The sequence below is a fragment of the Streptomyces sp. NPDC088194 genome (assembly GCF_040702025.1).
Classification (GTDB): Bacteria; Actinomycetota; Actinomycetes; order Streptomycetales; family Streptomycetaceae; genus Actinacidiphila.
The window spans coordinates 1-23,226 of the sequence record NZ_JBFBIV010000110.1 but is presented as its reverse complement, the minus strand read 5'-3'; the positions used below and the strand labels follow the sequence as shown (position 1 = coordinate 23,226).

Annotated in this window: 12 protein-coding genes and 2 pseudogenes; 5 read left to right on the top strand and 9 right to left on the bottom strand. The window is 74.5% G+C overall.

Translation table 11 applies throughout. The features are described from left to right. The 7 genes and pseudogenes from AB0399_RS35495 to AB0399_RS35465 all read right to left on the bottom strand — a co-directional run. On the bottom strand, nucleotides 1–1,353 hold a 1,353-nt coding region (locus AB0399_RS35495; protein WP_366414099.1), incomplete at its 3' end, for a hypothetical protein. After that, complete coding sequence (locus AB0399_RS35490) at nucleotides 1,350–2,504, bottom strand: lantibiotic dehydratase C-terminal domain-containing protein (RefSeq protein WP_366414098.1); 1,155 nt, start codon at nucleotides 2,502–2,504, stop codon at nucleotides 1,350–1,352. The genes AB0399_RS35490 and AB0399_RS35495, both read right to left, overlap by 4 nt. Further along, the gene (locus AB0399_RS35485; RefSeq protein ID WP_366414097.1) at nucleotides 2,501–5,527 is read right to left on the bottom strand and encodes a lantibiotic dehydratase; all 3,027 of its coding nucleotides are present in this window, start codon (nucleotides 5,525–5,527) and stop codon (nucleotides 2,501–2,503) included. The genes AB0399_RS35490 and AB0399_RS35485 overlap by 4 nt, the downstream gene beginning before the upstream one ends. 27 nt (nucleotides 5,528–5,554) lie before the next feature. Next, nucleotides 5,555–7,210 carry a nitroreductase family protein gene (locus AB0399_RS35480; protein ID WP_366414096.1) on the bottom strand — a complete coding sequence of 552 codons (1,656 nt, stop codon included), beginning with the start codon at nucleotides 7,208–7,210 and terminating at the stop codon, nucleotides 5,555–5,557. A 235-nt stretch (nucleotides 7,211–7,445) separates the two neighbouring features. Further along, nucleotides 7,446–9,428 carry a TOMM precursor leader peptide-binding protein gene (locus tag AB0399_RS35475; RefSeq protein WP_366414095.1) on the bottom strand — a complete coding sequence of 661 codons (1,983 nt, stop codon included), beginning with the start codon at nucleotides 9,426–9,428 and terminating at the stop codon, nucleotides 7,446–7,448. Then, nucleotides 9,418–11,862 carry a TOMM precursor leader peptide-binding protein gene (locus tag AB0399_RS35470; protein WP_366414101.1) on the bottom strand — a complete coding sequence of 815 codons (2,445 nt, stop codon included), beginning with the start codon at nucleotides 11,860–11,862 and terminating at the stop codon, nucleotides 9,418–9,420. The genes AB0399_RS35475 and AB0399_RS35470 overlap by 11 nt, the downstream gene beginning before the upstream one ends. Nucleotides 11,863–12,236: 374 nt before the next feature. Then, nucleotides 12,237–13,010 (bottom strand): annotated as a pseudogene (locus tag AB0399_RS35465) (AfsR/SARP family transcriptional regulator); the annotation flags it as partial. Nucleotides 13,011–13,595: 585 nt separating this feature from the next. Here AB0399_RS35465 and AB0399_RS35460 point away from each other — a divergent pair. The 4 genes and pseudogenes from AB0399_RS35460 to gcl form a co-directional block, all read left to right on the top strand. Next, entirely contained in the window at nucleotides 13,596–14,417 is an 822-nt protein-coding gene (locus tag AB0399_RS35460) for a TIM barrel protein (protein WP_366414094.1), read from the top strand. 154 nt (nucleotides 14,418–14,571) lie between these two features. Continuing rightward, entirely contained in the window at nucleotides 14,572–15,471 is a 900-nt protein-coding gene (locus AB0399_RS35455; protein WP_366414093.1) for a 2-hydroxy-3-oxopropionate reductase, read from the top strand. A gap of 287 nt (nucleotides 15,472–15,758) precedes the next feature. Next, nucleotides 15,759–16,490, top strand: coding sequence for a hypothetical protein (locus AB0399_RS35450; RefSeq protein ID WP_329363622.1), 732 nt, complete (start codon nucleotides 15,759–15,761; stop codon nucleotides 16,488–16,490). 292 nt (nucleotides 16,491–16,782) lie between these two features. Next, nucleotides 16,783–18,549: pseudogene (gcl, locus tag AB0399_RS35445) on the top strand (glyoxylate carboligase); the annotation flags it as partial. Between the two features lie 79 nt (nucleotides 18,550–18,628). Here gcl and AB0399_RS35440 read toward each other — a convergent pair. Both AB0399_RS35440 and AB0399_RS35435 read right to left on the bottom strand, forming a co-directional pair. Beyond that, a complete protein-coding gene (locus AB0399_RS35440) occupies nucleotides 18,629–20,281 on the bottom strand; it encodes an AMP-binding protein (protein WP_366414100.1) in 1,653 nt (550 codons plus the stop codon). A gap of 29 nt (nucleotides 20,282–20,310) precedes the next feature. Then, nucleotides 20,311–21,993, bottom strand: a complete 1,683-nt coding sequence (locus AB0399_RS35435) for an AMP-binding protein (RefSeq protein WP_329363624.1) — start codon at nucleotides 21,991–21,993, stop codon at nucleotides 20,311–20,313. An 85-nt stretch (nucleotides 21,994–22,078) separates the two neighbouring features. On the opposite strand from AB0399_RS35435, the gene AB0399_RS35430 reads away from it, so the two are divergent. Next, complete coding sequence (locus AB0399_RS35430) at nucleotides 22,079–22,963, top strand: helix-turn-helix transcriptional regulator (protein ID WP_366414092.1); 885 nt, start codon at nucleotides 22,079–22,081, stop codon at nucleotides 22,961–22,963. Nucleotides 22,964–23,226: the final 263 nt, after the last annotated feature.

The window sequence follows — 23,226 nt, the reverse complement described above, 5'->3', positions numbered from 1 at the left end:
TCCGGGTCTGCGGCGGGTGTCCGGGCCGGGCCGGGCGGGCGCCGCGGCGGCCGGCGCCGAAGGGCCGCCCGGGTCGGGGTCGGCAGCGGTCCGCGTGGCGGACGCGCGCCTGGCGGCGGCGCGCAGGCCGAGCGGGCGGAGCAGGAGGGCCGCGGCCACGGCGGCGAGCGGCAGGTAGGGCGTCCAGGTGTCGTAGCGCGCGGGCAGGGCCACCGCGCACAGCAGGCCCGCCGCGGCGAGGGCGGCGAGGGTGAACAGGGCGCCCAGCAGGGCGTATCCGCCGAGGACGCGGCGTGACCTGGCGGGGTAGGCGGCGGTCGCCGCGCGGGCGCCCGGGCGGCGCAGCGCGGCGGAGACCGCCAGCCGCAGGTAGGCGCGGCTCTCCGGGGCCAGCCGCAGGGCACCCAGCGCGTAGCCGAGCGCCTTGTAGCCGTCCAGCGGCGGCAGCGGCACGAGGTTGAGCAGTCCCATGGCGGTGCCGAGCAGCAGCAGTCCGCCGAAGAAGGGCTCCGCCTGGGCGCCGCCCGGCAGCAGCGCCCACACCACCCAGAACGGCAGCAGGTAGACCAGGTTCGCCACCACCCCGGCCATCGCCACGGCGACCTGCGGCCCGCGCCGGCCGAGGAACTGGACGTCCTCGACCTCGCAGTACAGGTACGTCATGAAGCCCGCGCGGCGCCGCAGGCCGATCTCGGCCACCTTCAGCCCGTAGCCGCGGGCCACCAGACCGTGTGCCAGTTCGTGCAGCGCCAGGCTCAGCCACAGCACGCAGCCGACCGCCACCAGCGCCACCGGCTGCTGGAACAACCGGCCGGTGGCGTCGGCCAGTTGACCGAACCGGACGGCCTCCGCGACCAGCAGCGCGGCGCACAGTACGAGCAGCGGGCCCAGCACCGCGGGCCGGCGCGCGAACCCCGTCGCCTGGTGCAGCCGGTCCATCGCCGACCCGGCGTCCGCCACCAGCCGCGTCCGCCCGCCGAGCCAACTCCCCTGCCGCGGGCGGGTGTCGGCGGCCCTCGCCCGGTCCTCGGCCGCGCCCGAGGGGGGTTGGGGCGGCCGGGCGGCGGCCAGCAGGCCCCGGAGCGAGAGCATCCGCAGGATCTGCGTCCACTGCGCCTCGCCCAGCCGCGTGCCGTACGCGGCGGCGTACTCCGCGCCGATCTCGGTGAGCGACTTCGAGCCGTCCAGCCGGACGATCAGGAACCGCTCCTTCCCGCCGACCTCCAACCGTGCCCCGGTCAGCGGGTCCTTGACGAGGTGGACCACCTTGGGGCCGCGGGTCAGGGCCGGCCCGACGGTCACGTCGTCGCGCACGGCGGGCCGCATGTCGAGGAAGCCGCCGACGGTCGTCACGGGGTCACCGCGGGGCGGGGCTCGCGAAGCGCTCGGCCGAGCACGTAGGAGAGGTACGCCTCGTCGCGGACGCTGACCGACAGCCGGTTGTTGGTCATGTGCAGGTAGGGCGAGGCGAGCATCGGCAGGGCCTGCTCGGGGTCGTCCACCGGCAGGTCCCGGCTGCCGTCCCAGGAGCGGAAGACCAGGTCGCCGGAGCGGGCCAACTCCGATACCCGCTCGCGCAGTTCGAGGCCGTGCTCGGCCCAGCCGCGAAGGAAGCCGGGCAGCCGGTCGAGCGCGGGCCGCGCGGTGGCCCGCCGGATCTCCTGGAAGCGGTGCGGCAGCGCGGTGCCCATGGCCTGGTAGGCGCGGTCGTAGCCGTCGCTGGCGGTGAAGTTGGTGCCGGTGAAGGCGGAGTTCCAGAACTCGTGGTAGCGGTCGAGGAAGGTGAGCAGCGCGGTCTCGCCGGGCAGCAGGCACCCGGCCATGGTCATCATCAACTGCGCGGCCGTGCCCAGCAGTACGGTCCGCACGTGCAGGTTCATGGTGGCCGCCGCGTCGACCACCAGCTCGCTGGAGCGCTGGAAGTGCCACTCGGCCAGTTCGACCCCGGCCGGGCCGCCGTACTTCCCGTACTCGGGCTCGTAGGGCTCGGCGGCGAAGGAGTTGTTGGGGCGCAGCCGCATCCGGCCGGCCGCGTCGGTGAAGCGGTCCCGCTCGCCGCCGGGGTACTCCAGCTCGAAGAGGGTGTTGTACAGCTCGGCGAGGAAGCCGTCCTTGACCTCGTACAGGGCGGGCCGGCGCTTGAGGAAGTCCTCGACGGCCGCGGCGGCGCGGGCGGCGACCTCGGGCCCGGCCTGCGGCGAGGAGGGGCGCAGCCGCAGCCGGATGTGCGGCCCCTCCAGCCAGTAGTTGATGAAGAACCACCCCGACAGCAGTCCGTCGCGGGTGAGTTCGGCGACCAGGGGCCGGGCGCACTGGAGCAGGAAGGGGCGGGTGCTGGCGGCGTAGAAGACGTGGTACGCCTGCCAGTCCCCCCGGGGATCGGCGGGCCCGGCGGGGCGGGCAGGGCCGGCCGGGCGGGCGGGGTCAGCGGGTCCGGCGGGGTCGGCTGCCACGGAAGTGCCGGGGGCGGGGCCGGTGCTGCCGCCGTGCGGGATCGTCGTCATACGCGCGTGCCCTGCCTTCCGTGCGGGTCGGGTGCGGGTGCCGGCGCCGATGCGGCTGCCGGGGTCGGGGCGGGTGCCGGGGTCGGGGCGGGTGCCGGGGTCGGTGCGGTCGCCGCCGGACGGGGGACGATCTCCACGGCCAGTTCGGCGACATGGCGGCCGCGTGCGGAGCGGACGTGCAGCTCGTCCGCCGCCGGCAGCATCTCCTCGAAGACCGTGCGGGCCCGGCCGCCGCCGGTGAGCGCTTCGAGAGCGATCAGGGACAGCGGGCTGTCGAAGTCGACGTAGCCGGGTTTGGCGCCGCCCCCGAAGGCCGCCGCCGGCCCCCCGCCGCCGGGAAGTTCCTCCCGTACCGTCGCGAACACCCGTGCCGGCAGGCCGTGCCGGCGCCGCCAGCGCTGCCACGCGAGGTAGTACGCGCCTTCGCCCGCGCCCGGCTCGCGCACCGGCAGCGCGCCCGGCGCCGCGGTCCAGCTGCGCCGGTGCAGGACCAGACCGCGGTAGCGCACCCGGGGCCGGGCGGTGACTCCGTCGACCGCCGGGCCCTGCGGAACACCGCGCCACAGGTCGGGCCGGGCGCGGGAGGTGGGCGAGAAGAGCAGCAGCGTGCGCGGCACTTCGGGCAGCACCATGGGCACCAGGTAGCCGAGGTAGAGCGGCACGACCTCGCGGCCGAGCCGGCGCGAGCGCAGCACCAGCCGGTCGGTGGCCTCGTCGTGTTCCGCGTACAGGTCGTCCAGGTCGATCCGCGCTCCGGCGGACCCAGTGCCGCGCTCGCCCGGGCAGACGATCTCGTGGTCGGTGAGCCGCCCGTGCAGGTTGAGGTTGGTGGTCGCGGAGCCGGCGGTGACCTCGGCGAAGACCGCGCCGGGCGGCTGCCAGGCACGCAGGGTGCGGCGCAGCTCAGCGCTGAGGCCGTCGGCGGCCGGGCGGCTGGAGGGGGTCCCGGTGGCAGGGGTCCCGGCGGCAGGGGTCCCGGCGGCGGGAGCTCCGGTGGCGGGGACCTCGGCCGGGTCCGCGCCCGTGCCCTCCGCGCCGTCGAAGCAGTGGGTGAACCGGGTGAAGGGGAAGCACAGGCCGCCGTAGGAGTTGTTGAGGACCACCAGCGGGTCGCCGTCGCGCTCGGCGAGCTGCACGAAGTGGCTGTGCGGGGTGAACCCGGCTGCGAGCGGGGCGAGTTCGGCGGCGACCGCGTCCACGGTGGCTTCGTCGAGCCGCAACTCCTCGGCGCCGGGCGGGTGGTCGTGCCACGCCTCGCGCATCCGGCGGGTGAACTCCGCCCTGGCCCGGTCCAGCGCGGTGACCTCCGGCAGGCCCAGCCAGTTCTCCTCCGGCGCGGCCGAACCGTCAGGCGCCCAGGGCGACTTGGTGGACGTGAACTGAAGGTACTGCGTGAAGATGTCCTCGTGGAAGTCGTGCACCAGCCGCAGCACGTCGTCGCAGCGCCCACCGCGGCCGTACCGGGCCAGGAAGAAGCCCTTCAGCACCAGCCGCTGCGGCAGCGCCACGTCGAAGGCGGGCAGTACCCGGGTCAGGGAGTGCAGCGGCGCCGCGGCCAGCTCGGTCCAGCGCTCCAGGTCGGCGCCCACGGGCTCGGCGCGTACGTCCTCGTAGAGCAGCGTCTGCGGGAGCGACGGCGCGTCGGCCCCCAACTCCTTCTGCACGCTGATCAGTTCGCCGCGGAGGGTACGCAGCAGGGCGCGCCGTCCGGCGAGATCGGCGGCGGCGTAGCGCTCGACGCAGGAGGCGGCGCCGGCGAGGCGGGCGGCGACGCGATCGGCCCAGGGGCGGTCCAGGGCCCGCAGCGCGGCCCGGAAGGAGCGCAGCGGGTCCGGCGTGTGGACGTCGGTGTCCAGGCCGGTCATCTGGAGGATGCCGAGATCCAGCAGGGTCGCGGGGTAGCGGGCGGCCTCTTCGGGCGCGGCACCGGTCTCGGCGGCGAGCCAGTCGGCGAGGTCGCCGTACCGGGGCGTCGCGCCGCCGGCGAAGAGGCCGAGCATCCGCTCCAGGGTGCCGCTGCGGCGCAGGAAGAACAGCCGGTCGTGGGCGGCGTCGAAGCTGACCGCCGCGGTGTCGTCGCCCGTCGTCACCGAGCGGCGCACGTAGCGCAGCCGGTCGTCGTCGAGGTTCCAGCCGGCGGACACCGCGACCGGCAGGTCGGCGCGGCGGTCCGGGTCGGCGGCGACCAGCTCCGCCAGCCGGGCCAGCACCACCACGTTCAGCCGGGGATGGCTGCTCCAGCCGTCGCCCAGCTCGCCCCGCGCGTCCGTCGCCCCTTCGTCCGCTCGGCCGGACGGCTCCTCGAACTCCCCCGCCGCCACTGCCGTGAACGTGCTGAACGGGCTGGTCTTGCACGCCGTGCGGTACAGGTACGAGAGCAGGGACCGCTCCTTCTTCCGGGCCCGCTTGTCCGGTGCGGGCACCGGCCCCGCCGCGCCTTCCGCGATGAACGCGTCCAGTTGCCCGTCGAGGGTCGGCGAGGCCAGCACCAGGCCGAGCCGCAGCCGCTCCTCGGCCGCGAGCCGCCGCAACTCGGCCCGGGCCGAGGCGAGTCCGTCGTCCACCAGGCCGCCACCGGTGGCGAGGGCCCCGGCGAGTTCGCGCCGAGCGGTGAGCCAGCGCTCCAGCAGTTCGCCGGTTCCGCCGCCCGCGGCTCGCGCCAACTCCCGTACGGCGTCGGGATCGCGCGGCACCCGGCCGTTGAACACCTCCCGGCGCAGGGCCAGTACGCGGCGGCGCTGCCGTTCGTCGTCGGTCGCCACGACCAGCGCGGTCAGCGGGTCCGCCAACGCGTCCGCGAGCGCGTCGATCCGGTCCTGCGCGTCGAGCACCTGCTCGGCCCAGGCGCGTGCACGCGGGTCGCGCAGCCGCTCCACGGCCTCCACCGGCAGGCCGGCCACGCGCAGCACGAAGCGGCGGTGCAGCAGCCAGTTCCGCGCCGCGCCGTCTCCTGCCGTGGTGCCGGTGCCGGTGCCGGTGCTGGTGCTGGTATCGCTCGCGCGCGTGGCGCTCGCCTCACTCACGTCGTCCACATCTCTCATCACGGGCGCTCAGGCGATCTCGTAGCGGAAGTCGGCCGGGCGGGGCCGTTCGTGGCCGATCATCATGATCAGCAGCGGGATCTCGCCGGTCGCGTCGAGCCCCAACTCCTCGGTGAAGGAGATCGCATCGAACCCGAGCGCCACTCCGCAGGCGAGGCCGGCCGCGCTCGACGCGGTGTACACGGCCTGGGAGATGCCGCCGACCACCGCGTTCACCAGGCGGTAGCCGCGGTCCCCGACGGCGTCCAGCACGGCGTGGGTGCGCGCGGCGGGCACGATCACGGCCGCGGCCTGCTCCAGGTTGTAGTTCGCCAGGAAGTAGTTGCGCTGGAGGAACTCCCCCGGGCGGCCGGCCCGCAGCAGCCGCAGCGACCCGTCGGCCCGGTCGTACGCGTAAGCGCCCTGCGGCACGCCCGCCACGTGGTTCACGAACACCAGCAGCCGGGTGAGGGGTTCGGCGTCAGCGGGCTCCGCGTCGCTGTCCAGCGTGCCGGCGGCGTCCGCGGCGGCGAGCACCGTCGCCAGTTCCCGCGCCGCCAGCGGACGCGCCGCCTGGAACCTGCCGAAACTGCTGCGCCTGGCCCGCAGCGCCTGCCGCACCCCGCGTTCCAGCGGCTCCCGCGCGGGCAGCGCGACCCGCTCGCCGCCCGCCTCGACCGGCCGCGCCGACGCCGCCGCGAGCGCGCCGGCCGCCGGCCGCCGGGTCGCGCCCTCGACCGTCGCCGCGTGCATCCGCCGCACCGTCTCGAACGTCGTGGTGAACCCCGAACGCTCCTGGTCGGCATGCCCTACCCGCACGGATGCCGCGCCGGAGATCGCGCCGGAGCCCGCGCCTTCGGCCTCCGCGGCCCCGGCGCCGGTTCCGGCCGCCGCGGCCGCGTTTGTCGTCGCGTGCGCGGTGGAGGGCTGCCAGGTCAGCGGCACCACGGCGAAGACGCCCTCCTCGTCGTCGGTCAGGCCGAGCAGGGCGCCGAGCCGGGGCTCGTCGAACCAGAAGGCGGGGCCGACGTGCAGGCCGTGGGCGCGGGCCCAGATGCGCCACGTGGCCAGCAGGGCACCGGTGTCCATCGTGACGACGTGGTAGCTGAAGCTGTTGTACTTGAAGGCGTTCTGCCAGAAGCGCACGGTGAGCACGAGGAACTGGTCGTGGCCGAGGGCCGGTTCGCCGACCGCCGCGCGCACCTGCGGGGTGACGTCACCGGTGAGCAGGCGGCGCAGCGCGTGCTGCCGGGTGTCGTAGTAGTGCACGCCGGGGGTGAGGGGGCCGCCGGGTCCGCTGACCCAGTGGATGCCGACCGGGTACAGGCCGCCGCCGGACGCGCTGCCCCGCGACCAGTTCGCCTCGGCGTACATCGGCAGCGTGCCCAGGTCGGAGTTGGCCTGGACGGCGAGCCGGCGGCCGGTCAGGCCGTAGGAGTCCTGGAGCATCCCGGCGAGCAGCGGCAAGGTGAACGCGCCGCCGCCGCGCGGCCCGTACAGGCCGCGCTCGACGGTCGCGCCGGGCGGCGGCGCGGGGGTGGCGTGCGGCAGCGGGAAGCTCTCGGCGCCGGGGAAGTGCTTCCCCTTGCGCGGCCGGTCCGCCCAGTCGGGCACCCAGTCGGCCGGCTCCATCGGGTACCGGCCGCGCCGGACGATCGCGGTCGCGTACTCATGGGCGAATCCCACGGGCGGTCCTTTCCTCATCGGGCCTCTCGGGCCTCTCGGGCCTCTCGGTCCTTGCGGTCCTTGCGGTCCTTGCGGGTGCTGCCTGGGTGCTGCCTCGGGTCCTGCCGGGTCGCGCGGAACTGCCGTACTGCCGTGCCGCCTTGCCGCTGTGCCGCCTCACCGCCGTACTGCCGTCTTGCCGCTCCGCCGTCCGTTCCGGGTCGCCTCGCCAAGGGCGTGAAGGGCGTCAAGGGCGTCAAGGAAACGGATGTGGCGCCGGGTTGAGGTCATCGGCCTCCAAGTCCCTTTCGCACAGCCCCGCTTCCCGCAGCGCGCTCCGCATGCGGGGCATGTGGCGGGCCCGCTGGCGGTTCCAGCCGAAGTCGATCGGGAGCAGTCCCGGCACGATCACCCCGGCGGTGCGGAAGCCGAGCGCCCGCTGCTCCGGCCCGGTCTGGTCGACGGCGATCACGTCGAACCCGGCCCTGGCGACCTGCGCGACGCACGCCTCGACGTCGTCGCGCAGGTCGTCGCCGGGGGCGACGGTGTCGCGGGCGAGCGCGGCCGGCGTGATCCGGGGCGGCCTGCGGTTGCCGGGCCGGCCCGACGTGCCCAGCAGGAAGTCGGCGTGCCGGGCCATCTCCGGCAGCCCGTACACCAGCGGGTGGTCGTGCAGCACCCGCACCTTCGTGAAGTCCTCGGCCATCGCCCGCAGTCGGGGGGCGTCGCGTTCGGTCCTGGCGCGCAGGTTGACCGCGTCGGTGGCGATCTCGCACAGCCCGGCGGCGAGCGCCGCCTCCGGGTCGAGGCTCGCGCCCGCGCCGAAGCAAAGCCGGCCGGTTCCGCCGTCGACGCGCTCGGCGACGGCGGTCACCACGGGCACCGGAAAGGTGATCCGGGTGTCGAAGAACCGGGCCCGGTAGCCGTACATCGCCAACCGGTCGATCATCGAACGGGTTTCGGGGCGGCGGCTGGCCGAGCCGTCGATCTCGGTGAGCGGGGCGCGGCCGTACCAGGCGAGCAGGAAGGCGTCGCGTTCGATCACCTCCATCAGCCCGAAGTACACCGCCTCGGCCCAACTTCCGCCGGAAGCGCAGCCGTTGGAACTCTCCTGCACGAAGCGGTTGGCGAGGCCGCCGGGCGCGTGGTAGTACGCCGTGATCTCCGGGACCAGCAGCGGACGGTGGTCGCGCAACGAGTAGCCCCACACCCACGGGATCGGCCGCGCCGGATCGAACGGGCGCACCTCGGGCTCCGCGCGGTGGAAGCCGGCGTCGTACAGGCCGCACGCGCGGGGGTCGAGCACCGGTGCGGTGCGGGCGAGTTCGTCGTACGCCGCGACGACCTGGGTGCGCTTGCCGCGCGGCCGCATCCCCGCGAAGCGCTCCAGCCCTTCGAGCAGGCCGACCCGGACGCTGGAGCGGTAGCGGGGGGTGTGCCCGCCCCAGAAGCACTCGCGCAGGTAGTCGCCGGAGCGCAGCAGGAACGAGCCGACCGTGGAGGACGTCGACGCCGACACCAGGTCCGGCACCACGGACGGGCCGAGCATGCCCGCCACCGGGTTGACGAAGACCTCAAGCGGCACGTCGTACGCGTCCGCCGGCCGGCTCCTGAAGTCCGTCGCGGACCGCTTGGGCGTCGCCGGCAGCGGAACGGCGGCGGCGGGCGCGGTGTCCGGCGGCGCGTCCCCGCACGCGGGGCACTCCGCGTCGGGAGCCACCGGGAACCGCGTCACCCCCAGCGTCTCCAGGTCCAGCAGGTACGCGTACGGGAACCGCTCCCGTGCGGTGCCGGCCGCCGCCGCGGTGTGCGCCGCGAGCACCGCGGCCAACGCGTCCGCGGCGAAGGGCAGTTGCCACGGCGAGGCGCCCGCCGCCCGGGTGTCCGTGCCCGACTCCAGCGCCTCCCGCAACCCCCGGGCCCGGACCGCCTGCCACCGCCGCGCCAGGCACCGGGCGCACGCCGGGCCGCCGCCCGGCGCGAACGGCCCCACCAGCGCGTGGTGCCCGTACACGTGGACGGCGCCCGGTTCGTCGCCGCCCGGCACCGCCAACTCGTCCCGCAGGCCCAGCGGATGGACCGCGGGAGCGGGAACGCCGTGCGCGGCCGGACTGCCGGCAAGGGCGGCGCCGAGGGCGGCGGCCAGTGCGCCGACGACGGACGGCCCGGCGGGCGTGTCGGTGGCCCGCTCGGCCGGCGGCGGCGCGGCGACGGGCGCCGGGCGGACGTCAGTGCGCATCGGAGGCCCGGGGCGACGTCAGCAGGACGCGGGTCACGTGCAGCCGGCCGGCCGCGAGGTCGGGCGCGTGCACGGGGACGGCCAGCAGGTCCTGCCCGGCCGCGCGCAGCCGGGCGGCGACGGTGGCCCAGTCGGTCCGCTCGGTCAGCGGCACGGGTCCGGGGACCCGGGTGGCCGCGATCGTGGCGGGCGCGAGGTCCTTCATGAGCGGGTCGCCGGTGTCGACGCGGGCGGAGGCGGTGCGATCGCCTGCGCCGGCACGGCCACCCGCTCCGGCACCGGCGCCCGACGCGGCGCCGTCACCCGATCCGGCTTCCTCGGCGGCCAGTTGGAGAGTGCCGAGCAGGTCGCGGAGTGCTTCGAGTGCCGCGTCGCGCCAGCGCGGTGCGGTGCCCAGCGCCCAGCTCCCGCCCGCGCGGGCGAGCACGGTGGGGGCCGGCCGCGCGTCCGGCGCGCCGAGGTCGAGGAGGTCGAGGTCGGCGCCGAGGTTGGCGGCCGACCGCAGCAGGAAGGTGAGTTCGGCGTCGTCGCCGTCCTCGGGGCCGACGCCTTCCGCCAGTGCGGCCGGGTCGATCGCGCGGACCTCGGTCGTCCCGCGCAGGGCGGCGCGCAGGGCCGCGTGGCCGAGCGCGGTGAGCACGCCGCGGGCGGCGGCCTCGGCCGGGGTACGGCCGGCGCCGGTGCCCGCCGAGGTCGGCTCGACCAGCCGGTCCCGGTTGTACGGGCCGAACGGGCGTACCGCGGCGGCCGGTACGAGCACGCTGCCGCCGCCCAGGAGCGAGGTGGCCGCGCACCACGCGGTGGCCGCCCCGGCGCCGTACCCGAGCCCGGCCGCGGTGGCGAGGTCCGCGGGGTCCACCGCCCGCCACTTCTCCCGGGCCGCGTCGAGCGCGGCACCCGTGAGCGGCTCCGCCGGCGGTACGACGTGTTCGGCGTAGACCTCGGCGGCCCGGTGCAGCGCGCGCAACCGCGCCCCGGCGACGTGGTGGACGTCGAACGCGCTGATCTCCCGCCGTACTCCGTGGCCGAGGCCGAGCCGCACCGTTGCGGCCTTGAGCGGGGTCTGCGCCCACGTCTCGTCCGCGTACGCCTGGAAGACGCCCGCGACGGGCCCCACGAGCGCGGACCGGTCGGTGAGTTCGGCGAGCGCGGCCTGCCCGGCGTCGGCGTCCCCCACCGCGGCGGTCAGGTCCCCGGCCGGTGCGGCGTCGCCGGCCGCGTCGAGCTGCTCCAGGTCGGTGACCGTGGCGGGCGGTGCCGCGAGCGGGGCGCAGGCCGGGCAGCGCGGGTGCGGGAGGAGGGGTTCGGTGACGGTGTCGAGCGAGTCGGTGTCCTGGACGATCAGCCGGCCCTCGCTCTCCGCGGGCAGCGCGCCCGTGGTGAGCCGGAACACCTCGTAGCCGAGGAGGTTGCCGAGCATGGCGGCGAGCGGACCGCTCAGGGAGGCCGCGCCGGGCTGGTCGCGCGGGCCGCCCGGGGCGAGCCCGCTCCACAGGTCGGCGGCGTCGGCCGGGTCCCCGTTGGCGCCGAGCCGCAGCGCCGCGCAGGTCCAGCAGCCGGCCGGCGCGGCGGTCTCGGCGGAGCCACCGGACCCGTCGGACGCCACCGTCGCATCCGCCTCACAAGGTCCTCCGGTGAGCAGCGGCCCCACCACCGCCGACCGGCCGAACATCCAGGCGGGCAGCACCTTCTTCCCGGCCGGGACAGCGTCGGACAGCGCGGCGACCTGCCGCGGGCCGCGCTCACCGGTGACCACCACGAGGTCGTACCCGTCGAGGTCGGCCCAACCGAACTCGCCCGTCCCGCGGCCGGGTTCGAGCACGTCGAGCGCCACCGGACAGCCCTCCTCCCGCAACGCCGCGGCCTCCTCGGACGCCGAGGGGGCGGCGGCGGAATCGGTCGCGGACGGGACGGCGGAGGTGGCCGCGAACGTGACCGCCGCGGACGTGACCGCCACGCGCGCGCAGCCGTTGCGGACCAGCGACAGCGCCGCCCAGCGGGCGAGCGCGTCGTCGCCGACCACGGCCACCCGGGTGTGCCGGAAACGCAGGAACCGGGCCGCCGCGTCATCGGTGTAGTGGTCGACGTAGGCGATCTGCGCGGCGAACCGCCGCGCCACGGCCTCCTCGGGCACCGGCGCGTCGGCGGCCGGCGGGACCGCGTCCCTGGCGAAGCCACGCGCGTAGAGCGTGCCGACGAGTCGGGCCACCATGTCGCGCTGCTTGTCGCCGAGGCCCCCGCAGAGCGCGGCCACCGTGTTGTCGCCGGTCAGGTGCGGCACGATCAGGGACGCGAAGCGGTAGGCCGACGGCATCACGACACTGAATCCGCCGCGCGCGTTGTGGAAGTGGACTCCGGTCGGCGTCTGCGTGTAGAGCACGTCCCGGCGGATGCGCGGCCGGGTCGCGGCGATCTCCTCGTACGGTGACACCATGTCGGTCACGCCTCCGTGGGGTGCAGTTCCGCGGCGCCGGGCCGGGGGGACGGGTGGGGGGTGCGCCCGCTGGCGCGAGGGGTACGTGCGGCCCGGGCGCCGACACCGTCGGCGGCGGCGGCCCGGGTGAAGACGCGCAGCAGGTCGTGCATGCGGTAGTGGCCGCGCGGCCCTTCCTCCAGCAGCCCCGCGCCGACCAGCCGGTCGAGCACGCGGGCACCGCTGAGGGCGCCGTCCAGGGAGTCCTGGTTGTCCCGAGTGCCCTGGGCATCCTGAGTGCGCCGGGGGTCCTGGCTGTCCTGGGCGTCGTCGGGGCCGTCGGTGGAGCCGGCCGCCGACGTCGCGGCGGCGGGCCGGGGTCCGTCGGCGTGGGCGCCGCGCAGGATGGCGAGTTCGAGCCGTTGCAGGTCGGGGCCGGGGTCCACGCCGAGTTGCTGGGCGAGGTGCTCCTTGGCCTTGCGGTACTCGGCGAGCGCCTCCGCGCGGCGGCCGGTCCGGTACAGCGCCTCCATCAGCTGCCCGGTGAAGCGCTCGTGCAGCGGGTGGGCGCGGGCGGTGGGCCAGATCTCGGCGACCGCCTCGCGGTAGCGGCCGCGGGCGAGTTCGAGGTCGAAGACCCGCTCGATGGCGCGCAGCCACTCCTCCTCCAGCCGCGGGACCTCGTCGCGGTGCAGCAGGTCGGAGTGGACGTTCGACAGCAGCGGCGGCCGCCAGAGCGCGAGCGCGGTGCGCAGCAGCCCGAGTTCCTTTTCCGGTTCCGCCGCGGAATACGCCTGGCCGAGCAGTTCGCGGAACTCCACGAGGTCGAGTGCGGCGGCGTCCGCGGTCAGCCGGTAACCGCCGGGAACTGCCTCGATGGCGTTGTCGGCGACGCCGTATTTGCTGAAGAGCCGGCGCAGCCGCAACACGCAGCTGTGTAATGCGGCCTTCGCCTGTGCGGGCGTGTCGGCGCCCCAGATAACCTGCTGCAGAAAATCAGCGGTGACCACGGAATTCGCGTGCAGAAGTAATGCGGCGAGCAGAGCGGCGGGCCGCGACGGCTGGAGGACGACGGATTCCCTGCCGTCCGCGAGGGTGAGCATGCCGAGAACGGTGAACCGGGTGTGCGTACCGCCTCGTTCGCCCGTCGGCGGCTCGGCGGAGGTCATCGGACCATGGCCGTTCGTCGTTCTTCGTGCCGCGCGCGCGTCTGCTCGGAACACACACTTCACCGTCCCCGTAGCCCCGTGACACCGACGGCCCGGCAAGTGTGCACCGAGCAGAGACAAAGGCCGGATACGGCCCAGACTATCGGCGATCTCGGATGAGGATACGGCAGCTCCGTTTAGCTGTCCAGGGTGCCTGAACGCCCGTTAACCGGCGCAACCAGGACACTCCGGGACGGTATGCCGCGGCAGCACTGGAGGGCAAACGGACATCCCTCACAGTATTACGAGCGGGTGAATATCGTTTTTCCGGAGGATCGGACGCCCCGACATCACAGGACAACTCGGCCGAAGTAATGGCACGGACAAAAGAACCAAAAGTCCGCGGCGATTGCCGCCGACAGCCGGCCGCACCCGCACGAGGCGACCCGATGGCCGCCCCCCGCGCACGCGGCCCGCGTCGGCGACCCGCGGCCGCGCCCCGCGCCGGGATCGCTTGACACCACGGCCGAGCCTGCTTCACTGTTCCACAAGACAGAAACCAACTTCCGCAATGTGAAATTTCGACCTTCTGGAAGGAGCCGCTTCGTGGGTCTCGCCGACGCGCGCTTCGATGTGAACCTCTCGATCCTCTTCACCGAACTCCCCCTCCTGGAGCGGCCGGCCGCGGCCGCCGCCGCGGGCTTCGACGCCGTCGAACTGTGGTGGCCGTGGATCGACGACCCCGCGCCCGACAAGGTCCGCCTCGACGATCTGCGCTCGGCCCTGGAGGCGGCCGGCACCCGCCTGGTCGGCCTCAACTTCTACGCCGGGCAGTTGCCGGGGCCCGACCGCGGCGCGCTGTCCGTACCCGGCGAGGAGTCCGACCGCTTCCGCGCCAACGTCGAGGTCGCCGCCGGCTTCGCCGCGTCCGTGGGCTGCCGCGCGCTCAACGCGCTCTACGGCAACCGCGTGGACGGCGTGGACCCGGCCGCGCAGGACGCGCTCGCGCTGGAGAACCTGGTGCGTGCCGCCCGCGCCGCGGACGAGATCGGCGCGACCCTGCTGATCGAGGCGCTCAACGCCCCCGAGTCCCCGCGCTACCCGCTGGTCTCCGCGGACGCCGCCGTCGACGTCGTCCGTCAGGTCAACGAGGCGACCGGACTGGACAACACCCGCTTCCTGCTCGACCTCTACCACCTCGCCATGAACGGCGAGGACCTGCCCGCCGTGATCGAGCGGCACACCGCGCTCACCGGCCATGTGCAGATCGCCGACAGCCCCGGCCGCGGCGCGCCCGGCACCGGCGCCCTCCCGCTCGGCGCCCTCCTCGACGCCCTGCGCGCGAAGGGCTACGACGGCTGGACCGGCCTGGAGTACAAGCCCTCACCTGCCGGTTCCGCGGCCGCCTTCGGCTGGCTCCCCCGCTGACCCGCCGAACCACCGGGTCCCCACCCCCGGCTCCCCTCAACTCGCCCTCCCCATCCTCGTATCCACCCCCGTATCCATCCCCCGTCCCTCCCCCTCCCCATCCCCTGAGCCGCGCCGGCGCCGCATCCGGCCCGCACCCACGGAAGGCAAGAAGATGAGCACCACACTGCCCAAGGTCGCCTGGATCGGGCTGGGCATCATGGGTTCGCCGATGTCGGAGAACCTGATCAAGGCCGGTTACGACGTGACCGGCTACACCCTGGAAGCCGAGAAGCTGGCCCGGCTGGCCGCCAACGGCGGCACCGCCGCCGACTCGATCGCCGCGGCCGTCCGCGACGCGGACGTCATCGTCACCATGGTCCCGGCCTCCCCGCAGGTCGAGGCGATCGCCTACGGCGAGGACGGCATACTCGCGCACGCCCGCCGAGGCGCCCTGCTGATCGACACTTCCTCGATCACCCCGCAGACCTCGATCGACCTGGCGAAGGCGGCCGCGGACAAGGGCATCCGCGTGCTCGACGCGCCGGTCTCCGGCGGCGAGGCGGGCGCGGTCGAGGCCGTGCTGTCCATCATGGTCGGCGGCGAGGCGGCCGACTTCGACCGGGCCCGGCCGCTGCTGGAAGTGCTGGGCAGGACCGTGGTGCACTGCGGCCCGCACGGCGCCGGCCAGACCGTGAAGGCCGCCAACCAGCTCATCGTGGCGGTCAACATCCAGGCGTGCGCCGAGGCCGTGGTCTTCCTGGAGAAGTCCGGCGTGGACCTGTCCGCGGCGCTCGAAGTCCTCGGCGGCGGCCTGGCCGGCTCCACCGTGCTCGCCCGCAAGAAGGACAACTTCCTCGACCGCGACTTCGCCCCCGGCTTCCGGATCGACCTGCACCACAAGGACATGGGGATCGTCACCGACGCGGCCCGCACCGTCGGCGCGGCCCTGCCGGTCGGCGCGGTGGTCGCGAACCTCGTGGCCTCGCTGCGCGCGCAGGGCGACGGCGGCCTGGACCACTCGGCGCTGCTGCGGGGCGTGGAACGGCTCTCCGGCCTGCCGGTCAAGGGCTGAGCCCGGGTCGGCGGCCGGGCCCGCGCCGAGTACCACCGGTGTGAAGGGCCCGCCCGGCCACCCCGAACCCCGCCCGGCGGTGCGTGCCCCGACAAGGGTCGCGCCTGGGGGCGCCCGTACGGCCGCACGGCCGCGGGAGCACCGCCGGGCGGCCACCCCCGAAGCCCGCGACTTCCCTCGTACGCTTACCGGGTGCGAGGGAACGGTCACAGCGGCGCCGACTTCCTGCACTATGGGTGCACGACACCTCGGCCCGAACCGCCGGGGCCGGACGGGAGTTGCGAGCGATGGCTGAGAGCGTGCCGGTGCGCTGCCCCGCCTGCGGGCGGGAGCACGGCTACACCGCCCCGACGTTTCCGTGCGCCTGCGGCAACCCGCTCGCCCCGCCGGTGCTGGCCGGCGGCCGGCCCGTACAGGTGCTGCACCACTCCTGGGACGAGTCCTGGATACGGCTGCGCTGCCCGGAGTGCGGGCGCTCCGACCAGTGGCCGCAGCCGGAGTACGACTGCGCCTGCGGCGCGCTGGTGCGGCTGCCGGTCGCGGCCTGCGCCGCCGACTCCGGTGACGGCAAGGTGCCCGCGCCGCAGGAGGGCGCACCCGAGCCGACCGGTCCGGTGCCGCCGCCGACCACCCGCCGGCCGCCGTTCCGCCCGGTCACGATCCGCACCGCCCGGGACGCGCTGAGCGCGGCCGCCCACTACCTCAAGTGGCTCGGCTTCGGGAACGTACGGCTGGCCGGGGACCGTACCGCCAATGGCATCGACCTGCGCGGCGACAGGCTGGTCGCCCAGGTGGACCCGACCACGCTGCCCACCCCGCTGCGGGATGTCGAGTGCCTGTGGCTCAACTGCGTCAACGAGGACGCCACCGGCGCGTTCTTCTCGCTGGCCGGGTACGCCCACGACGCGCGGCTGCGGGCCGACCGGCTCGCCGTGCCGCTGTACGTCCTCGACCTGACGGGGACGCCCCAGCCGGTCAACGAGGCCGCGGAGCAACTGACCCGGCGGGGGCCCGAGTAGGCGGTCCGCCCGCACCGCCCCGTCCCGCGGGTTCCCGGACCTTCCGCCAGGTCGTGGGCTGACCGCGCCGTCCCTCCCCCTGGCTTCGCCCGCCGGCGCCCCCAGCACCCCTGGATCTGCCCGCTCCTTCCGCGAGCGACGGCACCGCACACCCTCATCCGACGCCTTGACGCCCATCCGTCGGCGACCTAGCCTCATTTCACATAACAGAAGTTACTTTCCGTATTGCGGAAAACAGTACGTCGAGCGCTCAGCTCGCCCCACCCCCGTTGAAGCCCCGCAGGGAGTCCTCATGACCCGTATGACCGCCGCGCGCGCGGCCGTGGAGATCCTCGAACTCGAAGGCGTGGACGTGGCCTTCGGAGTCCCGGGAGCGGCCATCAACCCCTTCTACGCGGCTCTGAAAGCCTCGGGGGGGATCACCCACACGCTCGCCCGGCACGTGGAGGGCGCCTCGCACATGGCCGAGGGGTACACCCGCACCGCGCCGGGCAACATCGGCGTGTGCATCGGGACTTCGGGCCCGGCGGGCACCGACATGATCACCGGCCTGTACTCGGCGATCGGCGACTCGATCCCGATCCTGTGCATCACCGGCCAGGCCCCCACCGCGGTGATCCACAAGGAGGACTTCCAGGCGGTCGACATCGCCTCGATCGCCGCGCCGGTCACCAAGGCCGCCACCACCGTGCTGGAGGCCGCGCAGGTCCCGGGCGTCTTCCAGCAGGCGTTCCACCTGATGCGCTCCGGGCGCCCCGGCCCCGTGCTGATCGACCTGCCGATCGACGTGCAGCTCACCGAGATCGAGTTCGACCCCGAGACGTACCAGCCGCTGCCGGTCTACCGGCCGGCCGCCTCGGCCGCGCAGATCGCCAAGGCACTGGCGATGCTCGGCGCGGCCGAACGCCCGCTGATCGTCGCGGGCGGCGGGGTGATCAACGCCGACGCGGCCGACCTGCTGGTGGAGTTCGCCGAGCTGACCGGGGTGCCGGTGGTGCCCACCCTGATGGGCTGGGGCGCGATCGCCGACGACCACCCGCTGAACGCCGGCATGGTCGGCCTGCAGACCTCGCACCGGTACGGCAACGAGACGTTCCTCGCCTCGGACTTCGTGCTGGGCATCGGCAACCGCTGGGCGAACCGGCACACCGGCCGGCTCGACGTCTACACCGCCGGCCGCACCTTCGTGCACGTCGACATCGAGCCGACCCAGATCGGGAAGATCTTCGCCCCGGACTACGGCATCGCCTCGGACGCGAAGGCCGCGCTGGAGCTGTTCGTCGCCGCGGCGCGGGAGGCGAAGGAGGCCGGGCTGCTGCCCGACCGCTCGGCGTGGGCCGCCTCGGCCCGGGAGCGCAAGGCGACGCTGCACCGCCGCACCCACTTCGACGACGTCCCGATGAAGCCGCAGCGGGTCTACGAGGAGATGAACCGCGCGTTCGGCCCGGAGACCCGCTACGTGTCCACCATCGGGCTCTCCCAGATCGCCGGCGCCCAGATGCTGCACGTCTACCGCCCCCGGCACTGGATCAACTGCGGCCAGGCCGGTCCGCTCGGCTGGACCGTCCCGGCCGCGCTGGGCGTCGCCACCGCCGACCCGGACGCCCAGGTGGTGGCCCTGTCCGGGGACTACGACTTCCAGTTCATGATCGAGGAACTGGCGGTCGGCGCCCAGCACCGCATCCCCTACGTGCACGTGCTGGTGAACAACTCCTACCTCGGGCTGATCCGGCAGGCGCAGCTCGGCCTCGACATCGACTTCCAGGTGAACCTGGAGTTCGAGAACGCCAACTCGCCGGAGATCGGCTGCTACGGCGTGGACCACGTCAAGGTCGCCGAGGGCCTGGGCTGCAAGGCGATCCGGGTCACCGAGCCCGGCGAGCTGGGCGCGGCCTTCGCGCAGGCGAAGAAGCTCGCCGCCGAGCACCGGGTGCCGGTGGTGGTCGAGGCGATCCTGGAGCGGGTCACGAACATCTCGATGTCCACCACCGCCGACATCGGCAACGTGGTGGAGTTCGAGGAGGTGGCGACCGAGCCCTGGCACGCCCCGACCGCGGTCATCCCGCTGACCGCGCCCGCCCCGGCCACCGCCGCGACCGGTGGCACCACCCCGGCCGGCGCCACCGCCTCGGCCGCCGTCACCGCGGTGCGCTGAACCGTTCGCGCAGCTCGATCTTGCGCACCTTGCCGCTGACCGTCATCGGGAAGGCGTCGAGCACGCGCAGTTGGCGCGGCACCTTGTAGTGCGCGATCCGGTCGGCGCAGAACCCGGCGACCTCGGCGAGGGTGGGCGGGTCGGCCGGGTCGCGCGGGATGACGCAGGCGAGGATCTCCTCGCCGTAGCGGGCGTCGGGCACGCCGACCACCTGCACGTCGGCGATCTTCGGGTGGGTGTAGAGGAACTCCTCGATCTCGCGCGGGTAGATGTTCTCCCCGCCCCGGATGATCATGTCCTTGATCCGGCCGACGACGGCGACGTAGCCGTCCTCCCGCATCAGCGCGAGGTCCCCGGTGTGCATCCAGCGCCCGTCGTCCACGGCTTCGGCGGTGCGCTGCGGTTCGTCCCAGTAGCCGAGCATCACCGAGTAGCCCCGGGTGCACAGTTCACCCGGGGTTCCGCGTGGCAGGGTGACACCCGAGGAAGGGTCCACGACCTTCACCTCGATGTGCGGGAGCACCCGGCCGACGGTCTCGGTGCGGTGCTCCAGGTCGTCGTCCCGGCGGGTCTGGGTGGACACCGGCGAGGTCTCGGTCATCCCGTAGCAGATCGACACCTCGGCCATGTGCATCTCCGACATGACCCGCTTCATCACCTCCGCCGGGCACGGCGAGCCGGCCATGATGCCGGTGCGCAGCGAACTGAGGTCGTAGGAGGCGAAGTCGGGCAGGCCCAGCTCGGCGATGAACATCGTGGGCACGCCGTAGAGCGAGGTGCAGCGCTCCTGCTCGACGGCGCGCAGGGTCGCGGCCGGGTCGAAGGCGGGCGCGGGGATGACGATGCAGGCGGCGTGCGAGGTGATGCCGAGGTTGCCCATCACCATGCCGAAGCAGTGGTAGAAGGGCACCGGCAGGCAGACCCGGTCCTGTTCGGTGTAGCCGACCGTGCCGCCCACGAAGTAGCCGTTGTTGAGGATATTGTGGTGGGAGAGGGTGGCGCCCTTGGGGAAGCCGGTGGTGCCGGAGGTGTACTGGATGTTGACCGGCTCGTCGCAGCTGAGCGACGCCTCCCGGACGGCGAGGTAGTCGGCCGGCAGGTCCGCCCCGGCCGCCATGAGCCCGTCCCACTCCGGGTCGCCGATGTGCACCACCTCGCGCAACCGCGGGCAGTCGTCGCGGACTTCGGCGGCCATCGCCCGGTAGTCGCTGCTGCGGTACTCGGTGGAGGCGATCAGCACCTCGATGCCGGACTGCTTGAGCACGAACGCCAACTCGTGCAGCCGGTAGGCGGGGTTGATGTTCACCATGATCGCGCCGAGCCGGGCGGTGGCGTACTGCACGAGCACCCACTCGGGGCAGTTGACCGCCCAGATGCCGACCCGGTCGCCCTTGTGCACCCCGTGGGCGGCCAGGCCCCGGGCCAGCGCGTCCACGTCGCGGCCGAAATCGCGGTAGGTCCAGCGCCGTTGACTGGCCACGTCGACCAGTGCTTCGCGGTCGGGGTGGGCGGCCAGCGCCCGGTCGAGGTTGCGTCCTATCGTGTCGCCGAGCAGCGGGGCGCCGCCGGTGCCGTGCGCGTAGGACGGCTCGGCCGGCGGACTCACGGCGGCGGCCCCGGCCCCGGTCGTGCCCATGCCCGTGCCCGTATCCGTGCCCGTGTCGCTCACCGGTAGTCCTCCTCGCGGTACTCGTGGCTGCCGTCGCGCGCGGTCGCCTCGCGCAACTCGATCCGGCGGATCTTCCCCGACACGGTCTTGGGGAGTTCGGCGAACTCCAGCCGCCGCACCCGCTTGTAGGGCGCCAGCACCGACCGGGAGTGCGCGAAGATCGCCTTGGCGGTCTCGCCGTCGGCCGCCCAGCCGGCCGCGAGCACCACGTACGCCTTCGGCACCGACAGCCGCAGGTCGTCGGGCGCGGGCACCACGGCGGCCTCGGCGACCGCCTCGTGCTCCAGCAGCGCGCTCTCCAGCTCGAACGGGGAGATCTTGTAGTCGGAGGACTTGAAGACGTCGTCGCTGCGGCCGACGTAGGTGATGTAGCCGTCCGCGTCGCGGTGGCCGATGTCGCCGGTGTGGTAGTAGCCGCCGGCCATCGCCTCGGCGGTGCGCTCCGGGTCGCCGGCGTATCCGGTCATCAGGCCGACCGGGCGGGTGGACAGGTCGAGGCAGATCTCGCCGTCGTCGCCGGGCCGGCCGGTCTGCGGATCGACCAGGGCGACGGTGTAGCCGGGGGTGGGGCGGCCCATGGAGCCGGCCTTGACCAGTTGCCCGGGCGGGTTGGCGACCTGCACGGCGGTCTCGGTCTGCCCGAACCCGTCCCGGATCACCACCCCCCACAGCCGTCTGACGTGCTCGATCACCTCGGGGTTGAGCGGCTCGCCGGCCGCGACCACCTCGCGCGGCGGATGCGCCAGCGCCCGCAGGTCGGCCTGGATGAGCATCCGCCACACCGTGGGCGGCGCGCAGAAGCTGGTCACCCCGGCCCGGTCCATCTCGGCCATCAGCCGGGCCGGGTCGAACCGGGTGTAGTTGTGCACGAAGACCGTCGCCTCGGCGTTCCACGGCGCGAACAGGCTGGACCAGGCGTGCTTGGCCCACCCGGGCGAGGAGATGTTCAGATGCACGTCGCCGGGGCGCAGCCCGATCCAGTACATGGTGGCCAGGTGCCCCACCGGGTACGACAGATGGGTGTGCTGGACCAGCTTGGGCCGGGCGGTGGTGCCGGAGGTGAAGTACAGCATCAGCGGGTCGTCGCCGCGGGTGGGCCCGTCGGGCACGAAGACCGGGTCGGCGGCGTACGCGTCCTCGTACGCCCGCCACGGCCCGGTGGCGCCGCCGACCGCGATCCGGGTGTAGTCGCCGGGCACGTCGGCGAACTTCCCGGTGTCGGCGGCCCGCACCACCGCGTGCCGGGCCCCGCCGCGGTCGATCCGGTCGCGCAGGTCGGCCGGGCCGAGCAGCGGGGTGGCCGGGATGGCCACCGCCCGCAGCTTCATCAGCGCCAGCGCGGTCTCCCACTGCTCGGTCTGGTTGCCGAGCATGAGCAGCACCCGGTCGCCGGCCCGCACGCCCAGGCCGCGCAGCCAGTTCGCGACCCTGTCGGTACGGGCGGACATCTCCCGGAAAGTGGTGCGCGCCTCGCTGCCGTCCTCCTCGACGATCCACAGCGCGGGCCGGTCGGCGCGCGCGGGATCGGCGGCGACGGCGTCGAACCAGTCCAGCGCCCAGTTGAAGTGCTCGGGCCTCGGCCACCCGAAACCGTCATACGCTGCCTGGTAGTCCTCACGGTGCCGCAGCAGGAAGTCCCTGGCGTCCCGGAACATCCCGGTCGCGTCCGATGCCGCCATGTGTCCTCCTCGTCGACGGACCCCTGAGTAGCATCGTCCGGTAGTGACGTGGGTCTCACTACCCCCGGAAGGGGGTGAGGGGGTGATGCGGGTGAACGGACACGGTGAGGCGGTCGAGGTGCGGGCGGCGCTGTTGCGGATGCGCAGGTCGGGGCTGTTGGCGGTGTCGTTCGGCGGGCTGGTGGCGGGCGGCGGCGGGCTGCCGGTCGGGTACGGGGCGCGGCAGTTCCGGATCAGCGAGCTGGCGGGCACGGCCACCGAGTCGCTGCGCGGGCTCTCGATCACCACGGGCAACGGTCTGGGCGGCAAGACGCTCGCGATGGGCCGCCCCTACGCGGTCACCGAGTACCGCGACTCCCGGGTGATCAGCCACGAGTACGACGCCGCGGTGGCGGGCGAGGGGCTGCGCTCGGTGCTGGCGGTGCCGATCGTCGTGCAGCGCCGGGTGCGCGGGGTGCTCTACGGGGCGCTGCGGCAGCCCTTCTCGCTCGGTGACCGGCCGCTGAACGTGGCGCTGGACGCGGCCCGCGAGCTGGAGCAGGCGCTGGTGATAAGGGATGAGGCGCAGCGGCTGCTGTCTTTCGCGCAGGCGCCGCTGCCGGCCGATCCGCGCGCCTGGGAGGAGGTGCGCGAGGCGCACGCGGAGTTGCGGGCGCTGGCCGGGCAGGTGCCCGACATGCATCTGCGGCAGGAGTTGCTCAGTGCGTGCACCCGGCTCGCGGCGGCGGGCGCGCCGCCCGCGTCCAACCGGCCCGGGCGCTCCTCGCGCGGCGCGCCCCAGCTCACGCCGCGCGAGCTGGACGTCCTCAGCTCCATCTCCTCCGGGGCGACCAATGCGGCGGCGGCGGCCCGGCTGCGTTTGCGGCCCGAGACGGTGAAGAGCTATCTGCGGTCCGCCATGCGGAAGTTGGGGGCGCATACCCGCCTCGAAGCGGTGGTCGCCGCGAGGCGCGCCGGTCTCCTACCGTAAGCACGGCCCCCCACCACCCCGGGTGCCGCTGCGGCTCCCCCCGGGTGCCGTACGGCCCCCCGCCGTAACGGTTCCCCACCGCCCCCGGGTGCCGCTGCGGCTCCCCGCCGCGGGGGTTCCTCACGGCCCCCGGGTGCCGGTGCGGCCCCCCGCCGTAACGGTTCCTCACCGCCCCCGGGTGCCGGTGTGCTCTGGCTGGTCGCGCAGTTCCCCGCGCCCCTGAGTACGTGCGGCTGCTCCGCAGCGCACAGCTCGCCGACGAC

Coding starts and splice junctions, on each gene's coding strand:
- AB0399_RS35490 (WP_366414098.1), bottom strand. CDS start 2,504: ATGACGACGATCCCGCACGGCGGCAGCACCGGCCCCGCCCCCGGCACT.
- AB0399_RS35475 (WP_366414095.1), bottom strand. CDS start 9,428: ATGCGCACTGACGTCCGCCCGGCGCCCGTCGCCGCGCCGCCGCCGGCC.
- AB0399_RS35470 (WP_366414101.1), bottom strand. CDS start 11,862: ATGGTGTCACCGTACGAGGAGATCGCCGCGACCCGGCCGCGCATCCGC.
- AB0399_RS35455 (WP_366414093.1), top strand. CDS start 14,572: ATGAGCACCACACTGCCCAAGGTCGCCTGGATCGGGCTGGGCATCATG.
- AB0399_RS35450 (WP_329363622.1), top strand. CDS start 15,759: ATGGCTGAGAGCGTGCCGGTGCGCTGCCCCGCCTGCGGGCGGGAGCAC.
- AB0399_RS35440 (WP_366414100.1), bottom strand. CDS start 20,281: ATGGGCACGACCGGGGCCGGGGCCGCCGCCGTGAGTCCGCCGGCCGAG.
- AB0399_RS35435 (WP_329363624.1), bottom strand. CDS start 21,993: ATGGCGGCATCGGACGCGACCGGGATGTTCCGGGACGCCAGGGACTTC.
- AB0399_RS35430 (WP_366414092.1), top strand. CDS start 22,079: ATGCGGGTGAACGGACACGGTGAGGCGGTCGAGGTGCGGGCGGCGCTG.